19 protein-coding genes are annotated in these 23666 nt (G+C 74.3%); 4 read left to right on the forward strand and 15 right to left on the reverse strand.

Going from position 1 to position 23666, the window contains the following annotated elements:
* Window positions 1-350 precede the first annotated feature (350 nt).
* The gene (locus DDQ41_RS09435; RefSeq protein WP_109294086.1) at window positions 351-1517 is read left to right on the forward strand and encodes a PucR family transcriptional regulator; all 1167 of its coding nucleotides are present in this window, start codon (window positions 351-353) and stop codon (window positions 1515-1517) included.
* Window positions 1518-1715: 198 nt separating this feature from the next.
* Here DDQ41_RS09435 and hypE read toward each other — a convergent pair whose 3' ends face one another.
* From hypE to DDQ41_RS09505, 15 genes are all read right to left on the reverse strand, one after another.
* Window positions 1716-2783, reverse strand: coding sequence for a hydrogenase expression/formation protein HypE (hypE, locus tag DDQ41_RS09440; protein WP_109294087.1), 1068 nt, complete (start codon window positions 2781-2783; stop codon window positions 1716-1718).
* On the reverse strand, window positions 2776-3909 hold the full coding sequence (gene hypD, locus DDQ41_RS09445) for a hydrogenase formation protein HypD (RefSeq protein WP_109294088.1): 1134 nt from the start codon (window positions 3907-3909) through the stop codon (window positions 2776-2778). The genes hypE and hypD overlap by 8 nt, the downstream gene beginning before the upstream one ends.
* Entirely contained in the window at window positions 3906-4253 is a 348-nt protein-coding gene (locus tag DDQ41_RS09450; RefSeq protein WP_262508408.1) for a HypC/HybG/HupF family hydrogenase formation chaperone, read from the reverse strand. The genes hypD and DDQ41_RS09450 overlap by 4 nt, the downstream gene beginning before the upstream one ends.
* Window positions 4254-4256: 3 nt before the next feature.
* A complete protein-coding gene (hypF, locus tag DDQ41_RS09455) occupies window positions 4257-6749 on the reverse strand; it encodes a carbamoyltransferase HypF (RefSeq protein ID WP_109294089.1) in 2493 nt (830 codons plus the stop codon).
* Window positions 6746-7441, reverse strand: a complete 696-nt coding sequence (gene hypB, locus DDQ41_RS09460) for a hydrogenase nickel incorporation protein HypB (protein WP_109294090.1) — start codon at window positions 7439-7441, stop codon at window positions 6746-6748. The genes hypF and hypB overlap by 4 nt, the downstream gene beginning before the upstream one ends.
* A gap of 3 nt (window positions 7442-7444) precedes the next feature.
* Window positions 7445-7837, reverse strand: a complete 393-nt coding sequence (locus DDQ41_RS09465) for a hydrogenase maturation nickel metallochaperone HypA/HybF (RefSeq protein ID WP_109294091.1) — start codon at window positions 7835-7837, stop codon at window positions 7445-7447.
* A gap of 544 nt (window positions 7838-8381) precedes the next feature.
* Window positions 8382-8489, reverse strand: coding sequence for a DUF6893 family small protein (locus tag DDQ41_RS33005; protein ID WP_394342132.1), 108 nt, complete (start codon window positions 8487-8489; stop codon window positions 8382-8384).
* On the reverse strand, window positions 8486-9079 hold the full coding sequence (locus DDQ41_RS09470; protein ID WP_109294092.1) for a hydrogenase maturation protease: 594 nt from the start codon (window positions 9077-9079) through the stop codon (window positions 8486-8488). Before DDQ41_RS09470 ends, DDQ41_RS33005 begins: the two co-directional genes overlap by 4 nt.
* Window positions 9076-10527, reverse strand: a complete 1452-nt coding sequence (locus tag DDQ41_RS09475; RefSeq protein ID WP_245990791.1) for a hypothetical protein — start codon at window positions 10525-10527, stop codon at window positions 9076-9078. Before DDQ41_RS09475 ends, DDQ41_RS09470 begins: the two co-directional genes overlap by 4 nt.
* Complete coding sequence (locus DDQ41_RS09480; RefSeq protein WP_109294093.1) at window positions 10524-11165, reverse strand: DUF6084 family protein; 642 nt, start codon at window positions 11163-11165, stop codon at window positions 10524-10526. Before DDQ41_RS09480 ends, DDQ41_RS09475 begins: the two co-directional genes overlap by 4 nt.
* Window positions 11162-11827: a DUF5947 family protein gene (locus tag DDQ41_RS09485; RefSeq protein WP_109294094.1), complete on the reverse strand. Its 666-nt coding sequence runs from the start codon at window positions 11825-11827 to the stop codon at window positions 11162-11164. The genes DDQ41_RS09480 and DDQ41_RS09485 overlap by 4 nt, the downstream gene beginning before the upstream one ends.
* Entirely contained in the window at window positions 11824-12411 is a 588-nt protein-coding gene (locus DDQ41_RS09490) for a hypothetical protein (RefSeq protein WP_109294095.1), read from the reverse strand. Before DDQ41_RS09490 ends, DDQ41_RS09485 begins: the two co-directional genes overlap by 4 nt.
* A complete protein-coding gene (locus tag DDQ41_RS09495; RefSeq protein ID WP_109294096.1) occupies window positions 12408-14186 on the reverse strand; it encodes a nickel-dependent hydrogenase large subunit in 1779 nt (592 codons plus the stop codon). Before DDQ41_RS09495 ends, DDQ41_RS09490 begins: the two co-directional genes overlap by 4 nt.
* 144 nt (window positions 14187-14330) lie before the next feature.
* Window positions 14331-15425 (reverse strand): NADH-quinone oxidoreductase subunit B family protein, encoded by a 1095-nt coding sequence (locus DDQ41_RS09500; protein WP_109294097.1) that lies wholly within the window; start codon window positions 15423-15425, stop codon window positions 14331-14333.
* 55 nt (window positions 15426-15480) lie between these two features.
* Window positions 15481-17187 (reverse strand): enoyl-CoA hydratase-related protein, encoded by a 1707-nt coding sequence (locus DDQ41_RS09505; protein WP_109294098.1) that lies wholly within the window; start codon window positions 17185-17187, stop codon window positions 15481-15483.
* A 1120-nt stretch (window positions 17188-18307) separates the two neighbouring features.
* On the opposite strand from DDQ41_RS09505, the gene DDQ41_RS09510 reads away from it, so the two are divergent.
* The 3 genes from DDQ41_RS09510 (at window position 18308) to DDQ41_RS09520 (ending at window position 23579) form a co-directional block, all read left to right on the forward strand.
* The gene (locus DDQ41_RS09510; RefSeq protein WP_109294099.1) at window positions 18308-20002 is read left to right on the forward strand and encodes a serine/threonine-protein kinase; all 1695 of its coding nucleotides are present in this window, start codon (window positions 18308-18310) and stop codon (window positions 20000-20002) included.
* Window positions 19999-20697, forward strand: coding sequence for a hypothetical protein (locus tag DDQ41_RS09515; protein WP_109294100.1), 699 nt, complete (start codon window positions 19999-20001; stop codon window positions 20695-20697). Before DDQ41_RS09510 ends, DDQ41_RS09515 begins: the two co-directional genes overlap by 4 nt.
* A 167-nt stretch (window positions 20698-20864) precedes the next feature.
* On the forward strand, window positions 20865-23579 hold the full coding sequence (locus DDQ41_RS09520) for a SpoIIE family protein phosphatase/ATP-binding protein (RefSeq protein WP_109294101.1): 2715 nt from the start codon (window positions 20865-20867) through the stop codon (window positions 23577-23579).
* Window positions 23580-23666 lie beyond the last annotated feature (87 nt).

The raw sequence follows: 23666 nt of genomic DNA on the forward strand, positions 1-23666 counted from the left end.
CGCCGCCCGCCGGCTCCGGACACGCACTCCGGCCCGTTCCGGGCCGCGCAAGGAGGTGCGGTCCGGAGCCGGACCTCCGCCGGACGTTGCCGGGAGGCGGCGGCATCCCACCCCTGGTGTTTGATTTTGCACTGTGCAATACTTTCGTCCGAGGAGGGCCCGTCAACAGGCAGGCCCTGCCGGGGAGCTGAGGCACTGGCACGGTGACGCAGCCTTCACGCGCCCGTCTGCTGCCGGCGGCCCTCCTCGCCAAGCACGGGGCACGCGCCCTGCCGGCGGCCACACGGCCCGGCGGAGGCGGGCGGCCGCCGTGCACTGTGCGCTCGCCCGTCCTTCGGCAGAATGACGGTATGGCGATGGGCGAAGAGCCCCGAGGCACGCGCTCCGCGGAGCGTCCCGACGCCGGCCCGCCGGGGGCGGTCCGGGGCGGTGACGCACTGGAGCGCCATCACCGGCTCCTCGCCGAGACGGCTTTGAGCGGAAGGCCGCTGTCCGGCGCCTCCCTCCAGGGCCTGCGGGAGCTGGGTGCCGCCGCGGCCGACCGGGGCACCACGCTCCATGCCGTGCTCGACGAGTACTTCACCGGTGCCCGCCGGGTCTGGGCCGGTCTGGGGTGTCCTCAGGGCGGCGACCGCTCTTCCGGGCTTCGCGAGACGGCACAGGCGTTTCTGCGGGCGAGCGGCGAGTCGGCCGTGGCACTGAGCGAGGGCTACGAGACCGCCCACCGGGCGGCGATCCGCCGGGAGGAGGCGAGCCGGCGCGAGTTCGTCGACGACCTCCTGGAGGGGCGCACACCGCTGGGCCGGCTGGCGGAGCGGGCCGAGCGCTTCGGCCTGCGGCTCGTCGGGCCCCACACCGTCAGCGTCGGGCATGCCGGGGAGCGCTTCGAGGCGGGCGACGCCACGACGCGGTACGTCGAGGACGCGCTCACCACCCGGTTCGGGGTGGAGCAGGTGCTCATCACCACCAAGGACGGTGTGCTGGTCTGCGTCGCCTCGGGCTCGGGGACGCAGGTTCCCGAGTTCTTCGCCGGACAGGCGGCGAGTGCGGTCGCAGGACCGTGCCGGATCGCCGTGAGCCGGCCCAGAACGGGCCCCAGCGGCATTGTCCGCTCCTACCGGGAGGCCCGCCGGGCCCTCGACGTGGCCCGCCGGCTGGGCTTCACCGCATCCGTGGTGCGGGCCTCGGACGTCCTGGTGTTCCAGGTGCTGGAACGGGACCGGGCAGCGATCACGGATCTGGTGAGCACGGTCCTCGGGGGCCTCGAACAGGCTCGTGGAGGCCCCAGCTCACTGCTGGAGACGCTCGCCGCGTACTTCGCGACCGGATGCAGCAACACCGGCACGGCACGGCGGCTGGGACTGGGGGTCCGCACCGTCGGCTACCGGATCGCCCGGGTGCACCAGCTCACCGGCTACGACCCGACCGACCCCGACCAGCGGTACGTCCTGCAGACGGCGGTACTGGGAGCCCGCCTCCTGGGCTGGCCGGCGACTCCGCTGCGGTCCGCCGACTGAACGGCGCGCCTGAGCACCCGGGCCGACCCGCCCGGGTGCTCAGGTCGCCGCGCGGCGGCCGCCCGCCGCGGGAGCGGCGGGCGGTGCCGCCCCGGGGACGCCCCGCCCCGGCCACTCGCCGACCGCGCGGGGCACCGGGTGGCCGGAAGGCGCACGGGTGACGGCCCGTCGGGCCGCCTCCGCCACCGTGTGCCTCGGTCAGCAGATGCGCGGCAGTTGCTCCCCGAGCGGCAGGTCCACCACGCGCGTTCCGCCGAGCCCGGTGCGGGCGACCACCATCCCGGGATGGTCCGCCACCGCCTCGCCGATCACCGCCGCCTCCCGTCCGAGCGGGTGGGCGCGCATGGCGGCCAGCACGGCGTCGGCGTGCGCCCGGGGGACGAAGGCGACGAGCTTGCCCTCGTTGGCGACGTACATCGGGTCCAGCCCCAGCACGGCGCAGGCGTTCGCCACCGGGGCCGGGACCGGAACGGCCCGCTCCAGGACGACGACCCCGGTACCGGAGGCCGCGGCGATCTCGTTGAGCGCGGCGGCCAGTCCACCGCGGGTCGGGTCGCGCAGGACGTGCAGGTCCTCCGTGACCGCGAGCATGGTCTCGACGAGGCCGGCGAGGGCGGCGCAGTCGCTCTCGATCTCGACCCCGAACTCCAGGCCCTCGCGCACACTCATGACGGCCACTCCGTGGGCGCCGATCGGACCGCTGACGATCACCACGTCACCGGGCACGACGCGCTGCGGCCGCAGGTCGACGCCGGGCGGGACCAGTCCGATGCCGGAGGTGTTGATGAAGACCCCGTCGCCGTGGCCCGCCTCGACGACCTTGGTGTCGCCGGTAGCCACCTCCACTCCCGCCGTGCGGGCCGCCTCGCCGAGTGCCTCGGCCACCCGCCGCACCACCCCGGTCTCGACGCCCTCCTCGAGGATGAACCCGCAGGAGAGGTACGCCGGGCGGGCACCGCTCATGGCGAGGTCGTTGACGGTGCCGTTGACGGCGAGGTGCCCGATGCTCCCGCCGGGGAAGAACAGCGGGCGCACCACGAAGGAGTCCGTCGAGAACGCGAGCCGGGCGCCGCCGAGTTCGACCGTCGCGGAGTCGCCCGTCACGGACAGTGCGGGGCCTCCGTAGGCGGGCGCGAAGACGTCGCGGACCAGTTCCGCCGACAGGGCGCCGCCCCCGCCGTGGCCCATCACCACCCGGGGCCGTTCACGCAGGGGAAGGGGGCACGTCCAGGCGAGGACGTCCGGCGCTTCGGTGGTCTCAGACAACGGGACTTCCCTCCGGGTGGCGCGACGCGGCGGACGGCAGGTCCAGCCGCCGGTAGAGGTAGTAGGCCGCGCAGGCGCCCTCGCTGGAGACCATGGTGGCCCCCAGCGGCGAGCGCGGGGTGCACACGGTGCCGAACGCCTCGCACTCGTGCGGCTTCAGCAGGCCCTGGAGCACCTCCCCGCTGCGGCAGGCCGACGGTTCGCGGGTGTCGATGCCGGAGACCCGGAAGCGGTGCTCGGCGTCGAACTCCCGGTAGCGGGGCGAGAGCCGCCAGCCGCTGTCGGGGATGACGCCGATTCCGCGCCAGGCGCGGTCGGTGACCTCGAAGACGTCGTCCAGCATCGCGCGGGCCGCCGGATTCCCCTCCGGCCGGACGGCGCGGGGGTAGGCGTTCTCCACGAAGTGCTCGCCGCGCTCCAGTTGCAGCACGGTGCGGCGCACGCCCTCCAGGATGTCCAGCGGCTCGAAGCCGGTCACCACGACGGGCACCCGGTGCCGTGCGGCGAGTTCGGGGTACTCGCCGGTGCCCATCACACTGCACACGTGTCCGGCGGCGAGGAATCCCTGCACCCGGCAGTTCGGGGACCGCATGATCGCCTCGATGGCGGGGGGCACCCGCACATGGGACACCAGCAGGCTGAAGTTCGGGATGCCGAGCCTGCGGGCCTGGTAGACCGTCATGGCGTTGGGCGGCGCGGTGGTCTCGAAGCCGATGCCGAAGAACACGACCTGACGGTCGGGGTTCCGCCGGGCGATGCGCAGCGCGTCGAGCGGCGAGTACACCACCCGTACGTCACCGCCCTCGCCGCGCACCTGGAAGAGGTCGCGGCCGGTGCCCGGCACCCGGAGCATGTCGCCGAAGGAGCAGAAGACCACCCCGGGTCGGGAGGCGATCTCCAGGGCCTTGTCGATGACCTCCAGCGGGGTGACGCAGACCGGGCAGCCGGGGCCGTGGATCAGTTCGACCTCGTCCGGGAGGAGCTGGTCGATGCCGTGCCGGATGATGGTGTGGGTCTGTCCCCCGCACACCTCCATCAGCGCCCACGGCCGGGTGACGGCGGCCCGGATCTCGCCGAGCAGCCGCTCCGCCAGCGCGGGGTCCTGGAACTCCTCGATGTACTTCACCGCCGGGCCTCCTCGCGCGAGGGGCCGAACCCTTCGGACCCGCCCGCCCCACCCGGGCCGTCCGGGTGGTCCGGGTGGTCCGGGTCGTCCGGGTCGTCCGGGTCGCCGAACTCCTCCTGGAGCAGCCCGAGGTTCTCGAACAGTTCCAGGGTCCGCCGGGCCGACTCCTCGTCCAGCCGCTGGAGCGCGAAACCCACGTGGACGACGGCGTACTCACCGACCCGGAGGTCGGGCAGGTACTCCAGGCACACCTCCTTGACCACCCCGCCGAAGTCGACGGTGGCCATCCGGGTGCCGTCCCGGTCCTCGACGTCCAGCACCCTGCCGGGTACCGCAAGGCACATGCCTCACTCCTCGCTGTCGTGCCGTGTACCGCTCGTTCGTCCCGTGCCTCCCGCGGCGCGGGCGGCCACGACGAGCTGACCGAGCGCCAGTCCCCCGTCGTTCGGCGGGATCCGGTGGTGCCGCAGTACGGTGAAGCCGTCCTCCCGCAGGCCCGCGGCGCACGCCGAGGAGAGCACCGCGTTGGCGAACACACCCCCGGTCAGCGCGGCGGTCCGCAATCCGTGCCGCTCGCGTGCCAGGGCGCAGACCCTGCGGACGAGCACGGCGACCGCGGCGTGGAAGCGCGCCGCGATCACGGGCACCGGGATGCCCGCCCGCACGTCGCCTGCGACGGCAGCCAGGACGGGGGCGGGATCTGCGGCCGCCGCGGTGGTGGGAACGCCGCCCGCCGGACGCAGTCCGAAGGCGTACGGCTCCCCGTACCCGCCGTCCGCGAGGACGGCGGCCGCCTCGAGTTCGATCGCGGCCTGCGCCTCGTACCCCGCGATGTGGCACACGCCCGCGAGGGAGGAGACCGCGTCGAAGAGGCGGCCCATGCTCGAGGTGTGAACGCAGTTGAGGTTCCGCTCCAACTGCCTTCTCAGCAGCGGAAGTTCCTGCTCAGGGCAGGCCGCGGTGCAGGGCAGATCGCCGCTCCAGCCGATACCGGCCGCGCGCAGATGGGCGAGGGCCGTGCGATAGGGAAGCCGCACGGCCGCGTCACCGCCCGGCAGGGGGACGTATGCGAGGTGTGCGAAGCGGTGGAAGCCGTCGTAGTCGGCGAGCAGGAACTCGCCGCCCCACACGGCGCCGTCGTCCCCGTAGCCGGTGCCGTCGAAGGCGACGCCGATCACGGGGCGCCCGCCGTCGAGCCCGTGTTCGGCCATCGCGGAGGCGATGTGCGCGTGGTGGTGCTGGACGTGCACGACGGGCCGGTCGCCGGCGGCGCCTCGGGCCCAGCGTGCGGAGCGGTAGCCGGGGTGCCGGTCGGCGGCGAGCAGCTCCGGCCGCACTCCCGTGATCTCCTCCAGCTGCTCCTCCGCGCGGGCGAAGGCGTACTGGGTGGCGAGGTCGTCCATGTCGCCGATGTGCGCCGACAGCCACGCCTTGCGGCCCCGGCCCAGGCAGAAGGCGTTCTTCAGGTCCCCGCCGACCGCGAGGGCGGGGAGGACCGGCACCGGCAGGGTGACCGGCAGCGGGGCGTGCCCCCGGGAGCGGCGGAGGGTCAGGAGTTCCCCGTCGCAGACCCGCACCACCGAGTCGTCGCAGGGGACATGGATGGGGCGGTCGTGCAGCAGCCAGGCGTCGGCCAGGTCCGCCAGCCGCTCCAGCGCGTCCCCGTCGTCGGTGACGATCGGCTCCCCCGCCACGTTGCCGCTGGTCATGACGAGGAGCCGGGGGCCGGTGTCCTCCTCTCCCGGAAGGCCGAGCAGCAGCTGGTGCAGCGGTGTGTAGGGAAGCATCACGCCGAGGTCGGGGCTGCCGGGTGCCACCCCGTCCGCCGGCCACGGGACTCCGGGCGGGCCGTCCGCATGCGGTACGCGGCGGCGCATCAGGACGATCGGCCGCACGGGGCCGGTGAGCAGTTCCCGCTCCTCGGCCCCGAGGTGGACCAGCTGCCCGATGTCCCCGATGTCCCGGGCCATCAGTGCGAACGGCTTGTCGCCGCGGGACTTGCGGCGGCGCAGCAGTGCCACGGCGCCCTTGTTGCCGGCGTCGCAGGCGAGGTGGTAGCCGCCGAGGCCCTTCACCGCGAGGATCGCCCCGTCGGACAGCAGTTCGCGGGCCTCCCGGACCGGGTCGGCGGCAAGCGGCCCGCCGAGGCTGCGGTCGTCGGGGTCCGGCGCGACCACGTGCCGGGGGCGCAGCCCCGGAGCGGCGGGGGCCACGATCATCCGCAGCCGCGGCCCGCAGGAGGGGCAGGCCACGGGCTGGGCGTGGAAGCGCCGGTCACCCGGGTCGGCGAACTCCCGGGCGCAGTCGGGGCACATGGGGAAGCCGGCCATCGTCGTGTGTTCGCGGTCGTAGGGCAGGCCGGTGACGATGGTGAAGCGCGGACCGCAGTGCGTGCAGGTGACGAAGGGGTGCCGGTGGCGCCGGTCGGCCGGGTCGGCGAGCTCCCGCAGGCAGTCATCGCAGGTGGCGGTGTCCGGGGAGACCAGGGTGCGGACAGGCCCGTCCCGGTCCGAGGCCAGGATGAGGAACCCGCTGCCGCCGGTGGCGGGGACCTGCTGGTCGTGGACGGACTCGACGACCGCGAGCGGCGGGGCGTCCTCGGCGATCCGGGCGCAGAAGCGGGCGACCGCGAGCGGGGTGCCCTCGACCTCGGCGACCACGCCGTCGCCGGTGTTGGTCACATGGCCGGTCAGCTCCAGCCCGGTGGCCAGGCCGTGGAGGAACGGGCGGAAGCCGACCCCCTGCACGACGCCCCGCACGGTGACCCGGCGCCGCTGGACCGGCGCGGGTGCGGCGAACCCGGGCCGGGAGGCGGCCGGGCCCGGCGCGGAGGTGGTCACGCCCGGGCCTGGGCCATCACCGGCATATGGACCGCGGTGCCTTCCGCCGCGGCCAGGGCCCGGTCGAGCAGCACTCCCGTGCCGGCGCCGGTGCGGGCGGAGGTGAGTGCCACGTCCACGCCCGGATTGACCTGCTCGACGTTGGCGCGGAAGGCGGCCTCGTCGAAGCCGACGGCCTCCGCGATATCGGTCTTGGTGACGATCACGAGGTGGGCGAGGCCGAAGGCCGTCGGGTACTTCAGCGGCTTGTCCTCGCCCTCGGTGACGGAGGCCAGCACCACCCTCAGCGCCTCGCCGAGGTCGTAGGAGGCGGGGCAGACGAGGTTGCCGACGTTCTCGACGAAGACCAGCCGGGTGCTCTCGGCCGGCCAGCCGCGGAGGTGTCCCGCGAGCATGTCGGCCTCGAGGTGGCAGAGACCGTCGGTGAGCACCTGCTTGACGGGGAGTCCGGAGCGGGCCAGGCGCACGGCATCGTTCTCGGTCGCGAGGTCGGCCGTGAGGGCCGCGGCGGTGACACCCCGCTCCCGCGCCAGCAGGAGTTCGGCCTCGAGCAGCGCGGTCTTCCCGCTGCCGGGGCTGGAGAGCACGTTGACGACGGCCGTCCCGCGCGCGGCCAGTTCCCCGCGCAGGATGCCGGCCGCCTCGTCGTTCCTGGCCAGCACCGCCTGTTGCAGTTCGACGACACGGCACATGCGTCAGCCCTCCTGGGAGATCGGTTCGCGGACCCCGGGGTCCGCGGGGTCGTCGTGCCACTCCACGGCGGCGATCCGCAGCTCGCGGCCGGACACCAGCTCCGCGGTGGCCCGGCCGCACACCGGGCAGGCCAGCCGCGGCGGCACGCCCACCGCCCACTCGCCGTCGCACGGGGCGCAGCGGGCGCGGGCCCGGACGGTCTCGACGGCGAGTCGGGCGCCTTCCACGGCGGTTCCGGCGCAGGCCAGTTCGAAGGAGAAGGCGAGCGCGTCGGGGACCACTCCGGCCAGTTCACCGACCAGCAGGCGCACGGTGCGCACCGCGGTGACGCCCTGCGACCGCGCCGCTTCCCCGACCTGGTCGACGACGGCGAGCGCGATGGACATCTCGTGCATCGGTCTCCGTCCTGGGCGGCGGTGGTCCGGCTGCGCCCGGGGCGGGCGCGGCCCCGCCCATTACAGGGGCCCCCGCCGGGCCGTTCCGACCGGCACGCCGACGGCGCCCGGTCGCGTCCGCCGTTCGGTGCAGCGGCCCCCGCGGCCGGGCGGGCGGCCGGGCCCCGCCGTTCGGCGGGGCCGGGATCGCCCGGGTCGCGCCGAGCGACCCGCGGGGTGACGACCAGGGCGGGTGCCGGCCCTCGCAGCCGCGCCGCCGGCAGAGTCGCCACAGGTGGGGCCGCGAGTCGCGCCCGTCCCGCCGGTCCCGCCGAGCGGGGCGGGGATTCGGAGGGGGCGAGCCCCACGGGACACACCCTGCGGGCACGGGGACCGGGCCCCGCGAGCCGCGCCGCCCGGACCACACTGCCCGCCCGTACCGCCCTGGCCGGGCCGGGCGGGCCATCATGTGCGGGCCGAGCAGGCCGGGCCGGGCGAGGAGGTGCGAGCCGAACAAAGGCCGACAAGGCCTGTCGAGAAAGGACAAGGCAGGCCCAGCCGGGCGTCACATCCTGCGGATGCGCAGATAGCGCCTGAGGTCCGGGAGGAGTCCCCTCACGAGCGCGACGACCGCGGTGGCGGCCGCGGCTCCGCCGATGACCTTCTTGATCATGGGTGTGCTCCTCCTGTGAGGCCGGTCCGTGCCGGGGCTGACTGGTGCACCAGGTCCGTGATCATGCGAACGGCTCCCGGTACGGCGGCGGCGACCCGCGGGCTGAGTCCGATCCCCTCCTCGACGCAGGCGGGCTCGCAGCCCACGACGAGGATGCGGCGCGGCGGCTGTGCGCCGGTACCGGCGCACAGCCTGTCCAGCAGGGCGAGTACGGCGTCGGGGGACATCCCGTGGCCGTCGAGGACGCCGGTGTCCGTACCGGTGACCGTGCTGATGTCCGTACCGGTGACCGTGCCGGTGTCCGAGGGGACGCCGGTGCCGCCGTCGCGATCCGGCTCGATGAGGTAGAGCGTGCCGGGTTCCCCGCCGCGCGCCGTCGCGTCGACCAGGACGAGGGTGCCGTAGCCGTCGAGCAGCCGGTAGGCGAGGTGGACGCCGCGGATGCCGATGTCCGCGACCTCGACGTGGTCCGGCAGCGGTCGCCCGGCCAGCGCGCGCACGGTCTCCACTCCGAAGCCGTCGTCGCCGAGGAAGATGTTGCCGGCGCCGGCGACGAGGGTCCGGGGGCGGTCCCGCCCGGTGGCGTTCACGCTGTCTCCAGGGGTTCGACCTCGTCGGGCTGGAAGTAGAGGAACCGGCCCTGTTCGCGGCGGATGTCGGCGCCCGGGTCGCCCTCCACGGTGACCGCGATGTGCACACCGCCGTCCACGTCGTGCAGCACGGCCTCGACCAGGGCGGTGCGGCCCTGCAGGAACAGGTCCTGCGCGTCGCTGCGCCGCAGCCCGGGCCGCAGCGCGACCCGGCTTCCCGCGCCGACGGCGACGCCGTCCACCACCACCCGGTCGTGCTCCGGGTCGACACCGGTGTCGGCGCCCGGATCCCACCACGGGGTGTCGGGGCGGGCGGTGCCGTGGTCGGAGGGGGCGGACGGAGCGAGGCGGTCCTCCCGCGGCGCGGGGCCGGTGGCCTCCCGCAGGCCGCGCACGGCGCCGTGCAGCCGCTCCAGGACCTCCGCCGGCATGGTGTCGGCGAGTTCGACGACGGCGGCCGCACGCTCGTCGGTGCCCCTGGCCTCGCGTTTCTCCTCGTCCGTGAGGGCCGCGGTGCGCAGGGCGAGGATCTCGTCGATCTCGGTGGCGTCGTAGAGGGCGCCGGGGCTCTCCGGTGCGATGGCCGGGTGGTCCTCCAGGATGATCGGCGAGGACAGCACGAGGTCCGTCCGGCCGGGCTCTCCCGCGAGTACGGGCCAGGTGTGGAGGTTGCGGCAGGCCGCGACGGCGCCCTTGGCCCACTCCGGCGGGCCGGTCATGGACAGGAACGCACCGCGGTCGAGGCAGAGCAGCAGATGGCTGGCGACCAGTGAGTGCGGCAGGGCCGCGTCGCGGTCCCCGCCCGGTCCCGGCGCCCAGTCGCAGATGTTCTCCACGACGGCCGTGAGCCGCGTCGTCCGGTAGGGGCCGTCGAGTCCGGCCGCGGAGAGCCGTACCATGCCGCTGATCTCCTCGCGGCGGCGCAGCAGGCGGCCGACGGTGCGTCCCTCGCCGTCCAGGACCGGTTCGGTCTCCCGGCGGGCCGGCCGGGTGAAGGGTACGGTGACGCCCTCGCCCGCCAAATCGGCTACCGGAATCGTCAGTTCGACGCGTTCCTCGACACCCTCGTCCCAGGGCACCAGGACCCGGTCGTCCAGGTGGAGTCGGGGAACCGTTTCGAATCCGCCGTCCGGGAGGACTCGTTGGACGGTGCGCCGCCTGGCGTGCAGGAAGCGGACCTCCACCGCGAGGTTCGCGCCGGGCCGGGGTTCCATCAGGCACTCGGTGCGCTGGAACACGTGCTCCACGCCGCGTGCGCTCCACGCGGGCGGCACGAGCACCCCGAACTGCCAGCGCAGCCTGTTCTTGGCCGCGGAGGCCCGGTACGGGTACAGCACATAGCCCTCGAACAGGACCGCGTCGGCGACCTGGCGCGCGGTGGCGAGCCGGGCCTCGATCGCGGGGGCGAAGGCGGCGGTTGAGGAAGCGGCGGAGGCGGGGGCGGTCACGGGGCGGTCCTTCCGCCGGAGGCGTCGAGCAGGGCCTCGACCGTGGACTCCCAGGTGGGCAGGGCCCGCCGCGAGCGGAAGGCGAGGAGGGCGTCCATGGTCGCGCGGGGCAGCCTGATCCACCCGCAGCCCGGGAAGTGCTGGTCGAGCATCTCCTGCCAGACCTTCACCGGCATCCGGAAGGCGGCCTCCCGGTCCCAGGGAACCGGTTCGACGTGGAATCCTCCGGCGCCGGTGAACGCGGTGCCGGAGAAGAGCATCAGCAGCGGCACCTCGCCCTCGGTCAGGGCGCGGGCGTAGCGGGCCGCGGCGACGTCCATGTCGTAGGTGCAGGGGACGGGCAACTCGGTCTCGGTCTCGCCGGTGAAGCCCGGCACCATGTGGGAGACCTGCGCGAACTGCACCGGGTGCAGTGTGCTGCCCCAGCGGGAGCGTGTCCCGAAGAGGTCCTCCAGTCCCCCGGCCTCCGCGTCGGAGTAGCCGCGCCGGGCCGGTTCGATGCGCAGCTGGCAGCGCAGGGCGAGCGCGTGGACCCTGGTCCCGGGTGTGGCGGTGACGCGCAGCCGGAACACGAGCGTCGGCCCGGCGGCGTAGGGGTCGGCCCGTACGTCCGTGCAGTGGAAGGTGAATTCGGTCATGCCCGGCTCCCCCGGAGCGGTGTGGCCCGCCGTCGCACGCGGTCGAAGAAGGCGTCGAGTTCGGCGCGGGCCCGGGGACCGCCGTCGAAGCCCTGCCAGGTGAGGCGCATCCGGCCCACGAGTTCGTAGGTGGTGTCCACCGGCACCAGGTGGCACTCGGTGCGGCCGCCGGAGCGGCGCAGCAGCAGCGCCTCCACGTCGGGTTCGAGCATCCCGGCCAGTCCGGTGGCGGACAGCACCGTCTCCCAGGCGGACGGGTCCGGCTCGCTCTCGGTGGCGCCGGCCGGGCTCGGGTAGAGCGCGACGGGCCGTCCGAGCGCGGAGTTGTGGAAGAAGAAGGCGACGCCGACGGGGATCCGCAGCAGTTCCCAGGTGGTGTCGTCGATGCGGTGCGCGGGATCGGTGAGGTGGCGCGAGGGCACGGCACGGAAGCGGCCCCGGGACGCGCCGGTCCGGTCGAGGAGTCGGGTGCACGGACCGCAGGCGCAGGCCAGCGCCCGGTTCTCGGTGTCCACGAGGTGCCGGTGCGGTCCGTCGGGGAGCGCCGCCCCGCAGAGTTCGCAGCGCTCGGCGCGGGGCGGCCGGGGGGCCGTGAACCGGCGCAGTCCGCGTCGGTCCGGGGCGGCCGCGGACCGCCCCGGCCCCGTCGGGGGCGCGCTCACCGCGCGGTGGCCGGTGCCCGGCCCGCGGCGGAACCTCCGCCGGGCGGTCCGGCGCCGATCTGCAGCAGGGCCGGTTCGCGGGTGACGGGCTCCAGTTCGACGGCCGTCACCTCGGGTGCGAAGCAGGCGAGTGCCTCGGCGGCCGCCTGCCGGGCGACCTCCCGGGTGCTGGGGCAGCCGCAGCCGGTCGAACCGGTGAGGCGCAGCCGGAGGACTCCGGTGGTCTCGTCGAAGCCGGCCGATTCGAGGGAGTGCCGGACTCCGCGCAGTGCCCGGGTGATCCGGGTGGGCACGTCCTCGGGGTGCAGATCGTGCAGGACCAGCAGGCTGCTGACGAGTTCGTCGCCGAGCAGCCCGTCGAGCGGCGCCGGGGGGTGTCCTGCGGCGGACGCGTCGTCGCCGGGCCGGCCGAGCAGTTCCACGGTCCTGGCCAGGGCGGCGCCGTAGAAGTCCATGAGGACCCGGACCAGTTCCTCGGCGGCCGTGCACGCCCGCTCGTCGCCGCCGGCGGCCAGCCGGTCGAGGATCTCCTCGACCCGCCGGCCCGCCCGCTCCGCGCTGACCGTGCCGGTGACCGGGCTCATCCGGCGAGGCCGCTCAGGCCGGTGGGCACGTGCATCGACTTCACGGTCCTGCCGTCGCCGACGTACATGTGGACACCGCAGGGCAGGCACGGGTCGAAGCTGCGGACGGCCCTCATGATGTCGATGCCCTTGAAGTTCTCCGGGGAGTTCTCCTCGAAGATGGGCGTGTTCTGCACCGCGTCCTCGTAGGGGCCGGGGGTGCCGTAGGTGTCGCGGGTGCTCGCGTTCCACGGGGTCGGCGGGTACGGGTGGTAGTTGGCGATCCTGCCGTCCCTGATGACCATGTGGTGGGAGAGGACGCCCCGGACGGCCTCGGTGAATCCGACGCCGATGGACTCGTCGGGCACGTCGAACTTCTCCCAGGTCCGGCTGCGTCCGGCGCGTACCTCCTCAAGGCCCTTCTCCGCGAAGTGCAGCGCGACGGCGGCGGCGTACGCCTGGAAGTAGGTGCGGGCGCGGTTGCGCTCCAGGGCGTTGCTCCACTGCGGGATCTTCCACTCGAAGGTGGTCTCCGGCTTGGTGAGCGAACGCGGCAGGTTGATGACGACGCTGTGCCCGGTGGCCCTGACGTAGCCGATGTCGACGAGGCCGGAGAGCGCGGTGGACCAGAGCCGGGCGATGGGGCCGCCGCCGGTGTCGAGCGGCAGGTGGTCCTTGCCGTCGAACCAGCGCGGGGACATCACCCAGCTGTACCTGTCGGCGAAGTCGCGCTTCTGGGGGGCGGGGATGGTGTGCTGGTTCCACGGGTGGCGCGGGTCGACCGGGTTGCCGAGCGGGTCGTGGGTGACGAACTGCTCCTGGCCCTCCCAGTCCTCGTAGTACGAGCTGCCGAGCAGGATCCGGATGCCGAGGTTGATCTGGGTCAGGTCGTTGGTGACGAGCTTGCCGTCCACGACGACGCCCGGGGTGACGAACATCCTCCGTCCCCAGTCGGTCATGTTGGCGTAGGTGAAGTCGCAGTACTCGGGGTCGTTCAGGGCGCCCCAGCAGCCGAGCAGCACGCGGCGGCGGCCGACCTCCTCGTAGCCGGGCAGGGCCTCGTAGAAGAAGTCGAACAGGTCGTCGTGGAGCGGTACGACCCGCTTCATGAACTCCACATACCGCATCAGGCGGGTCAGGTAGTCCGTGAAGAGCTGGACGGAGGCGACCGTGCCGACGCCGCCCGGGTAGAGCGTGGAGGGGTGCACATGGCGGCCCTCCATCAGGCAGAACATCTCCCGGGTGTAGCGGCTGACCTGGAGGGCCTCGCGGTAGAACTCGCCCTCCAGCGGGTTGAGCGAGCGCATGATGTCGGCGATGGTGCGGTAGCCGTGCTCGGCGGCGTGCGGGGCCTCGGTGCGCTCGGCGAGTTCGAGGACGCCGGGGTTGGTCTCGCGGACCATCTTCTCGCAGTAGTCGACCCCGACCAGGTTCTCCTGGAAGATGTTGTGGTCGAACATGTACTCGGCGGACTCGCCGAGGTTGATGATCCACTCTCCGAGGTGCGGCGGCTTCACCCCGTACGCCATGTTCTGCGCGTAGACGGAGCACGTGGCGTGGTTGTCGCCGCAGATGCCGCAGATGCGGCTGGTGATGAAGTGCGCGTCGCGCGGGTCCTTGCCGCGCATGAAGACGCTGTAGCCGCGGAAGACCGACGAGGTGCTGTAGCACTCGGCGACCCGCTTCTGCTTGAAGTCGATCTTGGTGTGGATGCCGAGACTGCCCACGATCCGGGTGATCGGATCCCAGGACATCTCCACCAGGCCGTCGCCGGCCGCCTGTGTCTTCGGTGCCATCGTGTGTGCGGTGCCCTTCTTCACGTCTTCGCGTCTTCGCGTCTTCACGTCGTCACGTCGTCACGTCGTCACGTCGTCACGTCGTCACGTCGTCAGGTCGTCAGGTCGTCGAGCAGGAGGGGGTGCCGGGGCCCCGGAGCGGGTTCACATGGGCCACGGGGGCCGGTAGCCGGTGGTGATCCGGTCACCCGGACGGCGCCACTTGGGCTCCTTGTCCACGGCCTTGGCGGTGATGTCGCGGAGCCTGCGGACCACGGCGCCGTAGGCGCCGCTGGCGGTGCTGGAGAGCTTTCCGCCGGGCGGCTCGTCCATGAACGGCATGAACTTGTCGGGGAAGCCGGGCATGGTGCAGGCGATGCAGATGCCCCCCACGTTGGGGCAGCCGCCGATCCCGTTCATCCAGCCGCGCTTGGGCACGTTGCACTTGACGACGGGCCCCCAGCAGCCGATCTTCACCAGGCACTCGGGCGAGTCGTACGTCCCGGCGAACTGGCCCTGCTCGTAGTAGCCCGCCCGGTCGCAGCCCTCGTGGACGGTCTGGCCGAACAGCCAGGTGGGACGGAGCTTGTCGTCGAGCGGGATCATCGGTGCGGAGCCGGCCGCCTGGTACAGCAGATACGTGAGGGTCTCCGCGAAGTTGTCCGGCTGGATCGGGCAGCCCGGGACGCACACGATCGGGATGCCCGCCCTGGACTTCCAGTCCCAGCCGAGGTAGTCGGGCACGCCCATGGCACCGGTGGGGTTGCCCGCCATGGCGTGGATGCCGCCGTAGGTGGCGCAGGTGCCGATCGCCACCACGGCGAGGGCGTTGGGCGCCAGCCGGTCGATCCACTCGCTGGTGGTGATGGGCTGGCCGGTCTCGGGGTCGTCGCCGAAGCCGCACCAGTAGCCCTCCTGCTTGATCGACTCATTGGGCACGGAGCCCTCGACGACCAGCACGAAGGGGTCGATCTCCCCGCGCTCCCCCTTGAAGAACCACTCGATGAAGGTGTCGGCACCGCCCACCGGACCGCACTCGAAGTCGATCAGCGGCCAGTGGACCTGGATCTTCGGCAGCCCCGGCAGGGCACCGAGGACGATCTCCTCGATGCTCGGCTGCATGGCCGCGGTCAGCGCGACCGAGTCCCCGTCGCAGCTCAGTCCGGCGTTGATCCAGAGGATATGGATCGGCTTGTCCTCGGCGGTGGCCGCGTCGGACGAGGCCGCGGCGTCGGCCGCGGTCGGCGTTCCTGCATCCATGGGGCATCTCCCGGGGATATGCGACAGAAGATCCTTCTCGGGCTTTCGTCCCTTGCTAACAGGTGGCCGTTGCCGCTGCCACCGAGGCCTCCTCCGGCCGGGCGCCCGCCGCGGGCTCCTTCCGTACGAAGGCCCGCCGCAGCCGGTGGTAGGGCGCGGCCGGGTCCGAGAACGTCCGCCGCATCCGGGCCAGCTCGTCCTCGCGGTACGCGGCCAGGGGCCGCACGGCCTCGTCGCGCTCCCGCACGGCCTTCTTGGCCGCGATCCGGGACTGGGTCGAGGGATTGGGGGCCAGGCGTGCCGCCATCCGGGCGACCTCGCCCGGGAACTCCTCCGGACCGCATTCGACGACCCGCTCGACCAGGCCCTGGCGGAGGGCCGCGGTCGCGGTCAGCGGCAGGGCCTGGGAGGTGAGGCGTTCGGCCATGGGACCGCCCACGCGGCGGGGCAGAGAGTACGTCCAGTACTCCGAGCCGTACAGGCCCATGAGCCGGTAGTGGGGATTGAGGACCGCTCCCGCGCGGCACCAGACCTCGTCGGCGGCCAGCGCCAGCATCACCCCGCCCGCGGCCGCGTTGCCGCCCACGGCTGCCACGACGAGCCGGTCCGTGGTGGTCAGCACGGCCTCCACGAGATCGTCCATCGCGGTGATGTTCGCCCAGGACTCGGCCGCGGGGTCGGCGGCCGCCTCGATGACGTTGAGGTGGATGCCGTTGGAGAAGAAGTCCCGGGCCGCCCCGAGCACCAGCACCGAGGTGGGCCGGGAGCAGGCCACCCGGTAGGCGTCGAGCAGCCGCCGGCAGTGGTCGGTGCTCATCGCGCCGCCGGGGAAGGAGAACGACAGCACCCCGACGGGCCCCTCCTCCCGGTAGCGGATGTCGCTCCAGGTCCGGCGGTGGCCGCCGAGGCAGAGGGGCGCGGGGAGATCGGTCAGCGGCGGCAGCAGCCGCCCCAGCGCCAGGGTGGCGGGCAGCTTGAAGGACCGCCCCCCGGCGTCGCGGCGGGGGCGCAGCTCGGGGATCCACACGGCACCGTCCGCGGTGGCCCGGCACAGGGCTCCCGCCCTGGTGGCGAGCAGTTCGCCGGGGCGGCCGCGCAGCCGGTCCTCCGGGTGCCCGCCGTGGAGGAACCACTCGCCGTCGAGCAGTTCGTCGAGCACCCCCGGCTGGGAGTCCGCGGCACGCAGCTTGCGCAGCACGGTCTCGGTGGAGTCGTCCTCCCAGGAGATCCGCCGGAACTCCTGGCGGACGTACGGCCTGGCGCACACCCGGCCGCCCCCGGCGCTCTGCGGCCGGGGCACATGGGTACCGGAGGCGAAGCGGTCGACGGCGAGGAGGACGGCGGTGACGGCGGCGTCGGAGACCTCGCCGCGGTAGAGGTCGCTCTTGGCGAGCGGTGGGAGGGCGACGTTCGCCGCCGCCCAGACGTCTCCGGCGTCCATCTCCCCGTCGGCCTGCAGGACGGTGACGCCCCAGACCCCGGCGTCCTCCTGGACCGCGTAGTCCAGGGACGACGGGCCTCGGTCGCCCACCGGGCCGGGGTGGACGACGAGGCAGGTGTGCCGGGTCCAGACGTCGGCCGGGATGACCGCCTTCAGCAGGGGCGCGAGCACGAGGGCCGGCTCGTGCCGCCGGACCGCCTCGCGCACGGCGTCCCCGTCCGGGGTGCGCTCGACGGCGACGGTGTGGCCCCGGTCCCTCAGCTCCGCGTGGACGCGCTGGGTGAGGCTGTTGTAGGCACTGGCGACGAGGAGGATGCGCATGACGGCCTTCCACCGGATCCGGCGGCTGGGCCGTGCCGCGCGGCGGCGCCGCCTGCCCGGAGGGCCAGGCGGGACTCCGCGGGCGCGCCCCAGGGCCGGCGGGGAGTCCGGCCGACTGCGATGCTCCGGCACGGCGGGGCCCCGCACCCGGTACGGAGCCGCGGGGTCACTCGAAAGCGACCCCGTGCGGGACCGATCGGCGGCGCTCGGAACGCGGTACAGCGCTGCGGAGCGGGCGGTTCCGCGGCCTCCCGGTCCGGGACGCGGCCGGGGTCTGCCGGACCGGGTGCGGACGACGGTGCGGACGACGGGTGCGGACGGCCAGCTCGGATGACGGGCCCGGACGACAGGCCGGACGACAGGGGCCGACGACGGACCCGGGCAGCCGGACGACGGGCCGGACGACAGGCGCCGACGACGGACCCGGGCAGCCGGGCTCGCGCACCCGGACGGTGAGTTCGCCGGTCCGGACGACGGGCGCGCGACCGGTCGCCGGCTCGCGGGCCGGAGGACCGGGTGCGGACGACGGTGCGGACGACGGGTGCGGACGGCCGACACGGACGACGGGTGCGGACGGCCAGCTCGGATGACGGGCCGGACGACGGGCCGGACGACAGGCGCCGACGACGGGCCGGACGACAGGGGCCGACGACGAACCCGGGCAGCCGGACGACGGGCCGGACGACAGGCGCCGACGACGAACCCGGGCAGCCGGACGACAGGCACCGACGACAGGCGCCGACGACGAACCCGGGCAGCCGGACGACAGGCACCGACGACAGGCGCCGACGACGGGCCCGGGCAGCCGGACGACGGGCCGGACGACAGGCGCCGACGACGGGCCCGGGCAGCCGGGCTCGCGCACCCGGACGGTGAGTTCGCCGGTCCGGACGACGGGCGCGCGACCGGTCGCCGGCTCGCGGGCCGGGCCGCCGGGACGCGGAGCGTTGCACACCGTCGTGCCCGTACCCGGCTCCCGGCGGTGGGCGTTCACCTGGCCGTCGACCGGTTCCGGCCGCGTGCCGGCGGGAACCGTACGGTGCCGTTCAGGTGTCCCCCGTGGGGAGGACGGCGCGCGCGGCCGGCCGTGGACTTCGGCCGCGTCCGCCGAGGGGGTGGGATGAGCGCATGGACGGTCCCGGGATACACCGAGTCCCGGGAAATCGGTTCGGGCGGCAGCGGACGGGTGGTGCTCGCCGTCCACGACGCCACCGGCACGCCGGTCGCGGTCAAGTACCTCGCCGAACGGCTGCGCCGGGACACCGCCTTCGTCCGCGCCTTCCGCGCGGAGGCACGGCTGCTGAGCGGGCTGGACACCCCGCACGTGGTCCGGCTGTACGAGTACGTCGAGTGCCCCGGCGGCGCGGCCATCGTCATGGAGCTGGTCGACGGGATACCGCTGCGCGCCCTGCTGGCCAGGGAGGGGGCGACCGGCGTGGCACCGGCCCTCGTGGTGCTCAAGGGGTCCCTGCTGGGGCTCGCGGCGGCGCACCGGGCGGGCGTCGTGCACCGCGACTACAAGCCGGAGAACGTGCTCGTCGCGCCGGACGGCTCGTCGAAGCTCGTCGACTTCGGCATCGCCGCGGGCCGGGGCAGCACGCCAGGGGTCGCGGGCACGCCCTCGTACATGGCGCCGGAGCAGTGGAGCGGCGGACCGGCCTCGCCCGCCGCCGACGTGTACGCGGCGACGGCGACGTTCTTCGAGTGCGTCACCGGTCGCAGGCCGTACTCCGGCGAGAACTTCGCGGAACTCGCCCTCCAGCACACCAGCGCGCCCGTACCCGTCGAGGGGGTTCCGGCGGAGCTGCGCCCGCTGGTGGTGCGCGGGATGGCGAAGGCGCCCCGGGAACGGCCGGAGACCGCGGAGGCGTTCGTCGCGGAACTGGAGTCGGCCGCGTGCGCTGCCGCCGGGCCCGACTGGGAGGAGCGCGGCAGGGGTGAACTCGCGGCGCTGGCGGCACTGCTGCCGCTGCTGTTCCCGTCGGCGGCCGCCCCGCCCGTCTCCGTCTCGGCGCGGGCGTCCACCTCGCTGGGGCGCGGCCGCCGGTCCGGGTGGCTCCGGCCGGACCCGCGGGGTCTCCTCGCCGCGTCGCTCGCGCTCGTCCTGGGGCTGCTGCTGGTGATCGCGGCGCGGCCGGCCGGCGGGAGTCCCGGCGGCACGGTGGCGGAGGCGGTCGCCACGACCAGCGCGGGCCCCTCCGCACCGGACGCGGCCGACGGCCCCCCTTCCGCCGCACCACCGCCGACCGCCGGCTCCGCCTCCCCTTCCTCCACCTCCTCCGCCTCCTCCACTTCCTCCCCCTCCTCTCCTTCCTCCCCCTCCTCGTCGGGCTCGTCGGGCTTCCCCTCGGCCTCGCCGTCCCAGGCTCCGCCCGCGGCGACCGGCAGCCCGTCCGGCCCCGCCGCCCCGCCCACCGGGCCCTCGACGGCCCCTCCGGGCGCCTCCGGCCGCCCGCCGGCCCCGGAGCCGACGGAGCCGCCGGCGGGGGCGGTGACGTCCGTGTCGATCGAGTCGCTGCGGCAGACGGGTACGGAAACCGCCGAGGCGACCGTCGAGGTCGTCACGGACGGCGCCGGGCCCGTGCGCATCGCCCTGGAGTGGGCGACCGCCGCGGCCAAGGGCGGCCCCGGCACCCCGGACGGTGCCCCCGGCGGCATCGAGCGCAGCGGCGCGACCCGGTACACGCTCGTCGTCCGGCACGTGTTCCGGAACTCGAAGGCCTGCTACTGGCGGCTCACGGCGGCCGCACCGCCCGGCTCCGGGAACGGCGGCTCGCGCCAGGAGATCCTTACCAGGAGGTGCACGATCGGATGAACGGCCCGCACCTCCCCTCCCGCGACCCGTCGCCGCCCTCCCCCGCTCCCTCGCCGTCTCCCGGCGGCGCGGGGCACGGCCCACCGCCGGACGGGGACTACAGCGCCACCGCCCTGGCGAGTCACTGGTCCGAGCTGCCCGACACGCCCCCGGACGCGGTCGAGGGCACGGTGCTGCGCTTCGGCCCCGGAGTCACGGCTGCCGCCCGGGAGAGGTACCAGCGGGACGGGACGAGCGCGGTATGGCGCTCGGGCACGCTGCCCGGCGCCGCCGCGGGGCAGGCCGCCACCGGAGCGCCACGGCAGCCCGGACCACTCCGCTACGCCCCGGCGGCGGCCATCCTGCTCGCGGTCCTCCTCCTGCTCGGCTGGCAGCGCTACGGACCCGGCCCCGCGGTCCGGGGAGTCACGGTGGACACCGATCCGGCCGGCCCGGGCTGCGACGGCACCGCCGTCGTCACGGCCGTGGTGCGCACCGACGGCAGGCCGGGCACCCTGACGTACCGCTGGGTGCGCAACGACGGCACCGGGTCCGAGGAGCTGACGGAGCGGCTGGCACGCGGGCAGGAGCGGGCCACGCTGCGTCTGCTGTGGACGTTCCGCGGTGAGGGCGCCTACCGGGCCCGTGCCTGGCTGCGTCTGAGCCCGCCGTCCGGGCACGACGCGTCGGCGGAGTTCACCTACTCCTGCGGCTGAACCGCTTCTCCGCACGTCCGCGGCCCGACCGCTCGCCCCGTCGGGGCCCGGTACGACGCGCCCTGTGGGACATCGGGCCGCACACCTTATGGGACGCGTATGGCCCGAGGGGGCCAAGCGGTGCTAGAAAGGACAGCGTGATCAGGCCTGTCGACCGATTGCGGGGCGTGTCGGTGCGGCAACTGATCGGCAAGCGCCCCAAGAGCGTCGCCGGGCAGGTATTCGTCCTCCAGGTGGCGGTCGTCGTCCTGCTCGTCCTCGGCACGATCCTCGCGCTGTTCCTGCAGACCCGGCACGACGCGGACCGCGAGGCCCGCAACCGTTCCGTCGCCGTCGCCGAGGCGTTCGCCCACTCCCCCGGCCTGCTCGCCGCCCTGGAGTCGCCCGATCCCTCCGCCGTCCTCCAGCCGATCACCGAGGAGGCGCGGAAGCGCGCCGGTGTCGACTTCATCGTCGTCATGGACACCAACGGAATCCGCTACACCCACCCGCTGCCGGAGCGGATCGGGAACCGCTTCGTCGGCACCATAGAACCGTCCCTGCGGGGCGAGGTGCTGCTGGAGAGCGTGGACGGCCCCCTCGGCAAGGAGGTGCAGGCGGTCGTCCCGGTCAACGGCCCGGACGGCAAGGTGGAGGCGCTGGTCTCGGCCGGTCTGACCGTCCGGAACGTGACGGGCGCGGTGAACCGGCAGCTGCCGGTCATCCTGGGCGCGGGAGCCGCCGGTCTCGCCCTGGCGACCGCGGGCACGGCCATGGCCACCAGGCGCCTGAAGCGCCAGACCCGCGGCCTCGGCCCGGTCGAGATGACGCGTATGTACGAGCACCATGACGCCGTCCTCCACGCGGTTCGGGAAGGCGTCGTGATCGTCGGCGGGGACGGCACCCTCCTGCTCGCCAACGACGAGGCCCGCCGGCTGCTCGGTCTGGGCCCCGACTCAGAGGGGCGGCCCGTGCGCGGGCTGTCCGGTCTGGAGCCGTCCACGGCCGAGCTGCTGGCCTCGGGGAAGCCGGCCACGGACGAGGTGCTCACGGCCGGGGACCGGCTGCTGGTGGTCAACCAGCGTTCCACCGACGGCCCCAGCGGTCCGCTGGGCACCGTGGCGACGATCCGCGACTCCACCGAGTTGCAGGCGCTGACGGGGCGGGCGGAGGTGGCGCGCAAGCGGCTCCAGCTGCTGTACGACGCCGGTGTGGGCATCGGCACGACGCTGGACGTGATGAGGACGGCCGAGGAACTGGCCGGGGTCGCGGTCCCCTCCTTCGCGGACTACGTCACCGTCGACCTCGCGCGCCCCGTGCTCGACGGGGAGGAGCCGAACGGATCCGCGGGCGACATGCGCCGCATCGCCGTCAGCGGCATCCGCGACGACCACCCGCTCTACGAACGCGGCAGGCAGATCGCGTTCCTGCCCTCCACGCCGCAGGCGCGCGGGATGGGTACCGGGCGGGCCGAGGTGGTACCGGACCTGTCCAGGGCGCTGGGCTGGCGCGCGCAGGACCCCGAGCGGACGAAGGCGATCGTCGAGTACGGCATCCACTCGCTCATCACCGTGCCGCTCCAGGCCCGCGGTGTCGTCCTGGGGGTCGCCAACTTCTGGCGCTCGGAGAAGCCGGGTCCCTTCGAGGACGACGATCTGTCCCTCGCCGAGGAGCTGGTCGCCCGGGCCGCGGTGTCCGTGGACAACGCCCGCCGGTACACGCGCGAGCACGCGCTGGCCGTGACGCTCCAGCGCAGCCTGCTGCCGAGGGTGCTGCCGGAGCACAGCGCCGTCGAGGTGGCACACCGCTATCTGCCGGCCCAGTCGGGGGTTGGCGGCGACTGGTTCGACGTGATCCCGCTGCCGGGCAGCCGGGTGGCCCTGGTCGTCGGCGACGTGGTGGGGCACGGGCTGCACGCGGCGGCGACGATGGGGCGGCTGCGGACCGCGGTGCACAACTTCTCCACGCTCGACCTTCCCCCCGACGAGCTCCTGGGCCACCTCGACGATCTGGTCGGCCGGATCGACCAGGACGAGATGGGTCCCGGCGGCAGTCCCGACGGGCCGGCGATGACCGGAGCCACCTGCCTTTACGCGATCTACGACCCGGTATCGCGGCAGTGCACGATGGCCCGGGCCGGGCATCCGCTGCCGGCGCTCGTCCGCCCGGACGGCAGCGTCGAGTTCCCGGAACTCCCCGCCGGTCCGCCGCTCGGGCTCGGTGGCATGCCGTTCGAGAGCGAGGTGCTCGAGATCCCCGAGGGCACCCGGCTCGTGTTCTACACGGACGGGCTCATCGAGGACCGCAGCCGCGACATCGACGTCGGCATCGAGATGCTGCGCAGTGCCCTCGCACACACGGACGGGACGCCGGAGCAGATGTGCCGGGGGGTCCTGGAGGCGCTGCTGCCGGCCCGCCCGAAGGACGACGTGGCGCTGCTCATCGCCCGTACCCGCGCCCTCGGCCCGGACCGGGTGGCCGAGTGGGACGTGCCGTCCGATCCGAGCGCGGTCGCCGGGATGCGCGCGGCCGCCGTCGCGAAGCTGGCGGAGTGGGAGCTGGAGGAGATGGCGTTCGGCACCGAGCTGATCCTCAGCGAGCTGCTCACGAACGCGATCCGCTACGGCATCCAGCCCATCCGGGTGCGGCTGCTGTACGACCAGGGCCTCACCTGCGAGGTCACCGACGGCAGCAGTACCTCGCCGCACCTCCGGTATGCCGCGACGACGGACGAGGGCGGGCGCGGGCTGTTCCTGGTGGCCCAGCTGTCCGAGCGGTGGGGCACTCGGTACACGTCCGAAGGCAAGATCATCTGGGCCGAGCAGCCGCCGCCGGGCGGCACGCCGGGCAGGGGTGCCGACGAGGAGTCCCTGCTGCGGGTCTTCGACACCGAGCTGCTCTGAGGGGGTCCGCGGCCGCCGCCCGCCGGTGCGGGGACCGGTGCGGAGACCGGTGCGGTGGCCTGCCGGGGCGCCGCCTCCGGTGTCCCG

Origin of the sequence: Streptomyces spongiicola, assembly GCF_003122365.1 — a bacterium.
GTDB lineage: Bacteria > Actinomycetota > Actinomycetes > Streptomycetales > Streptomycetaceae > Streptomyces > Streptomyces spongiicola.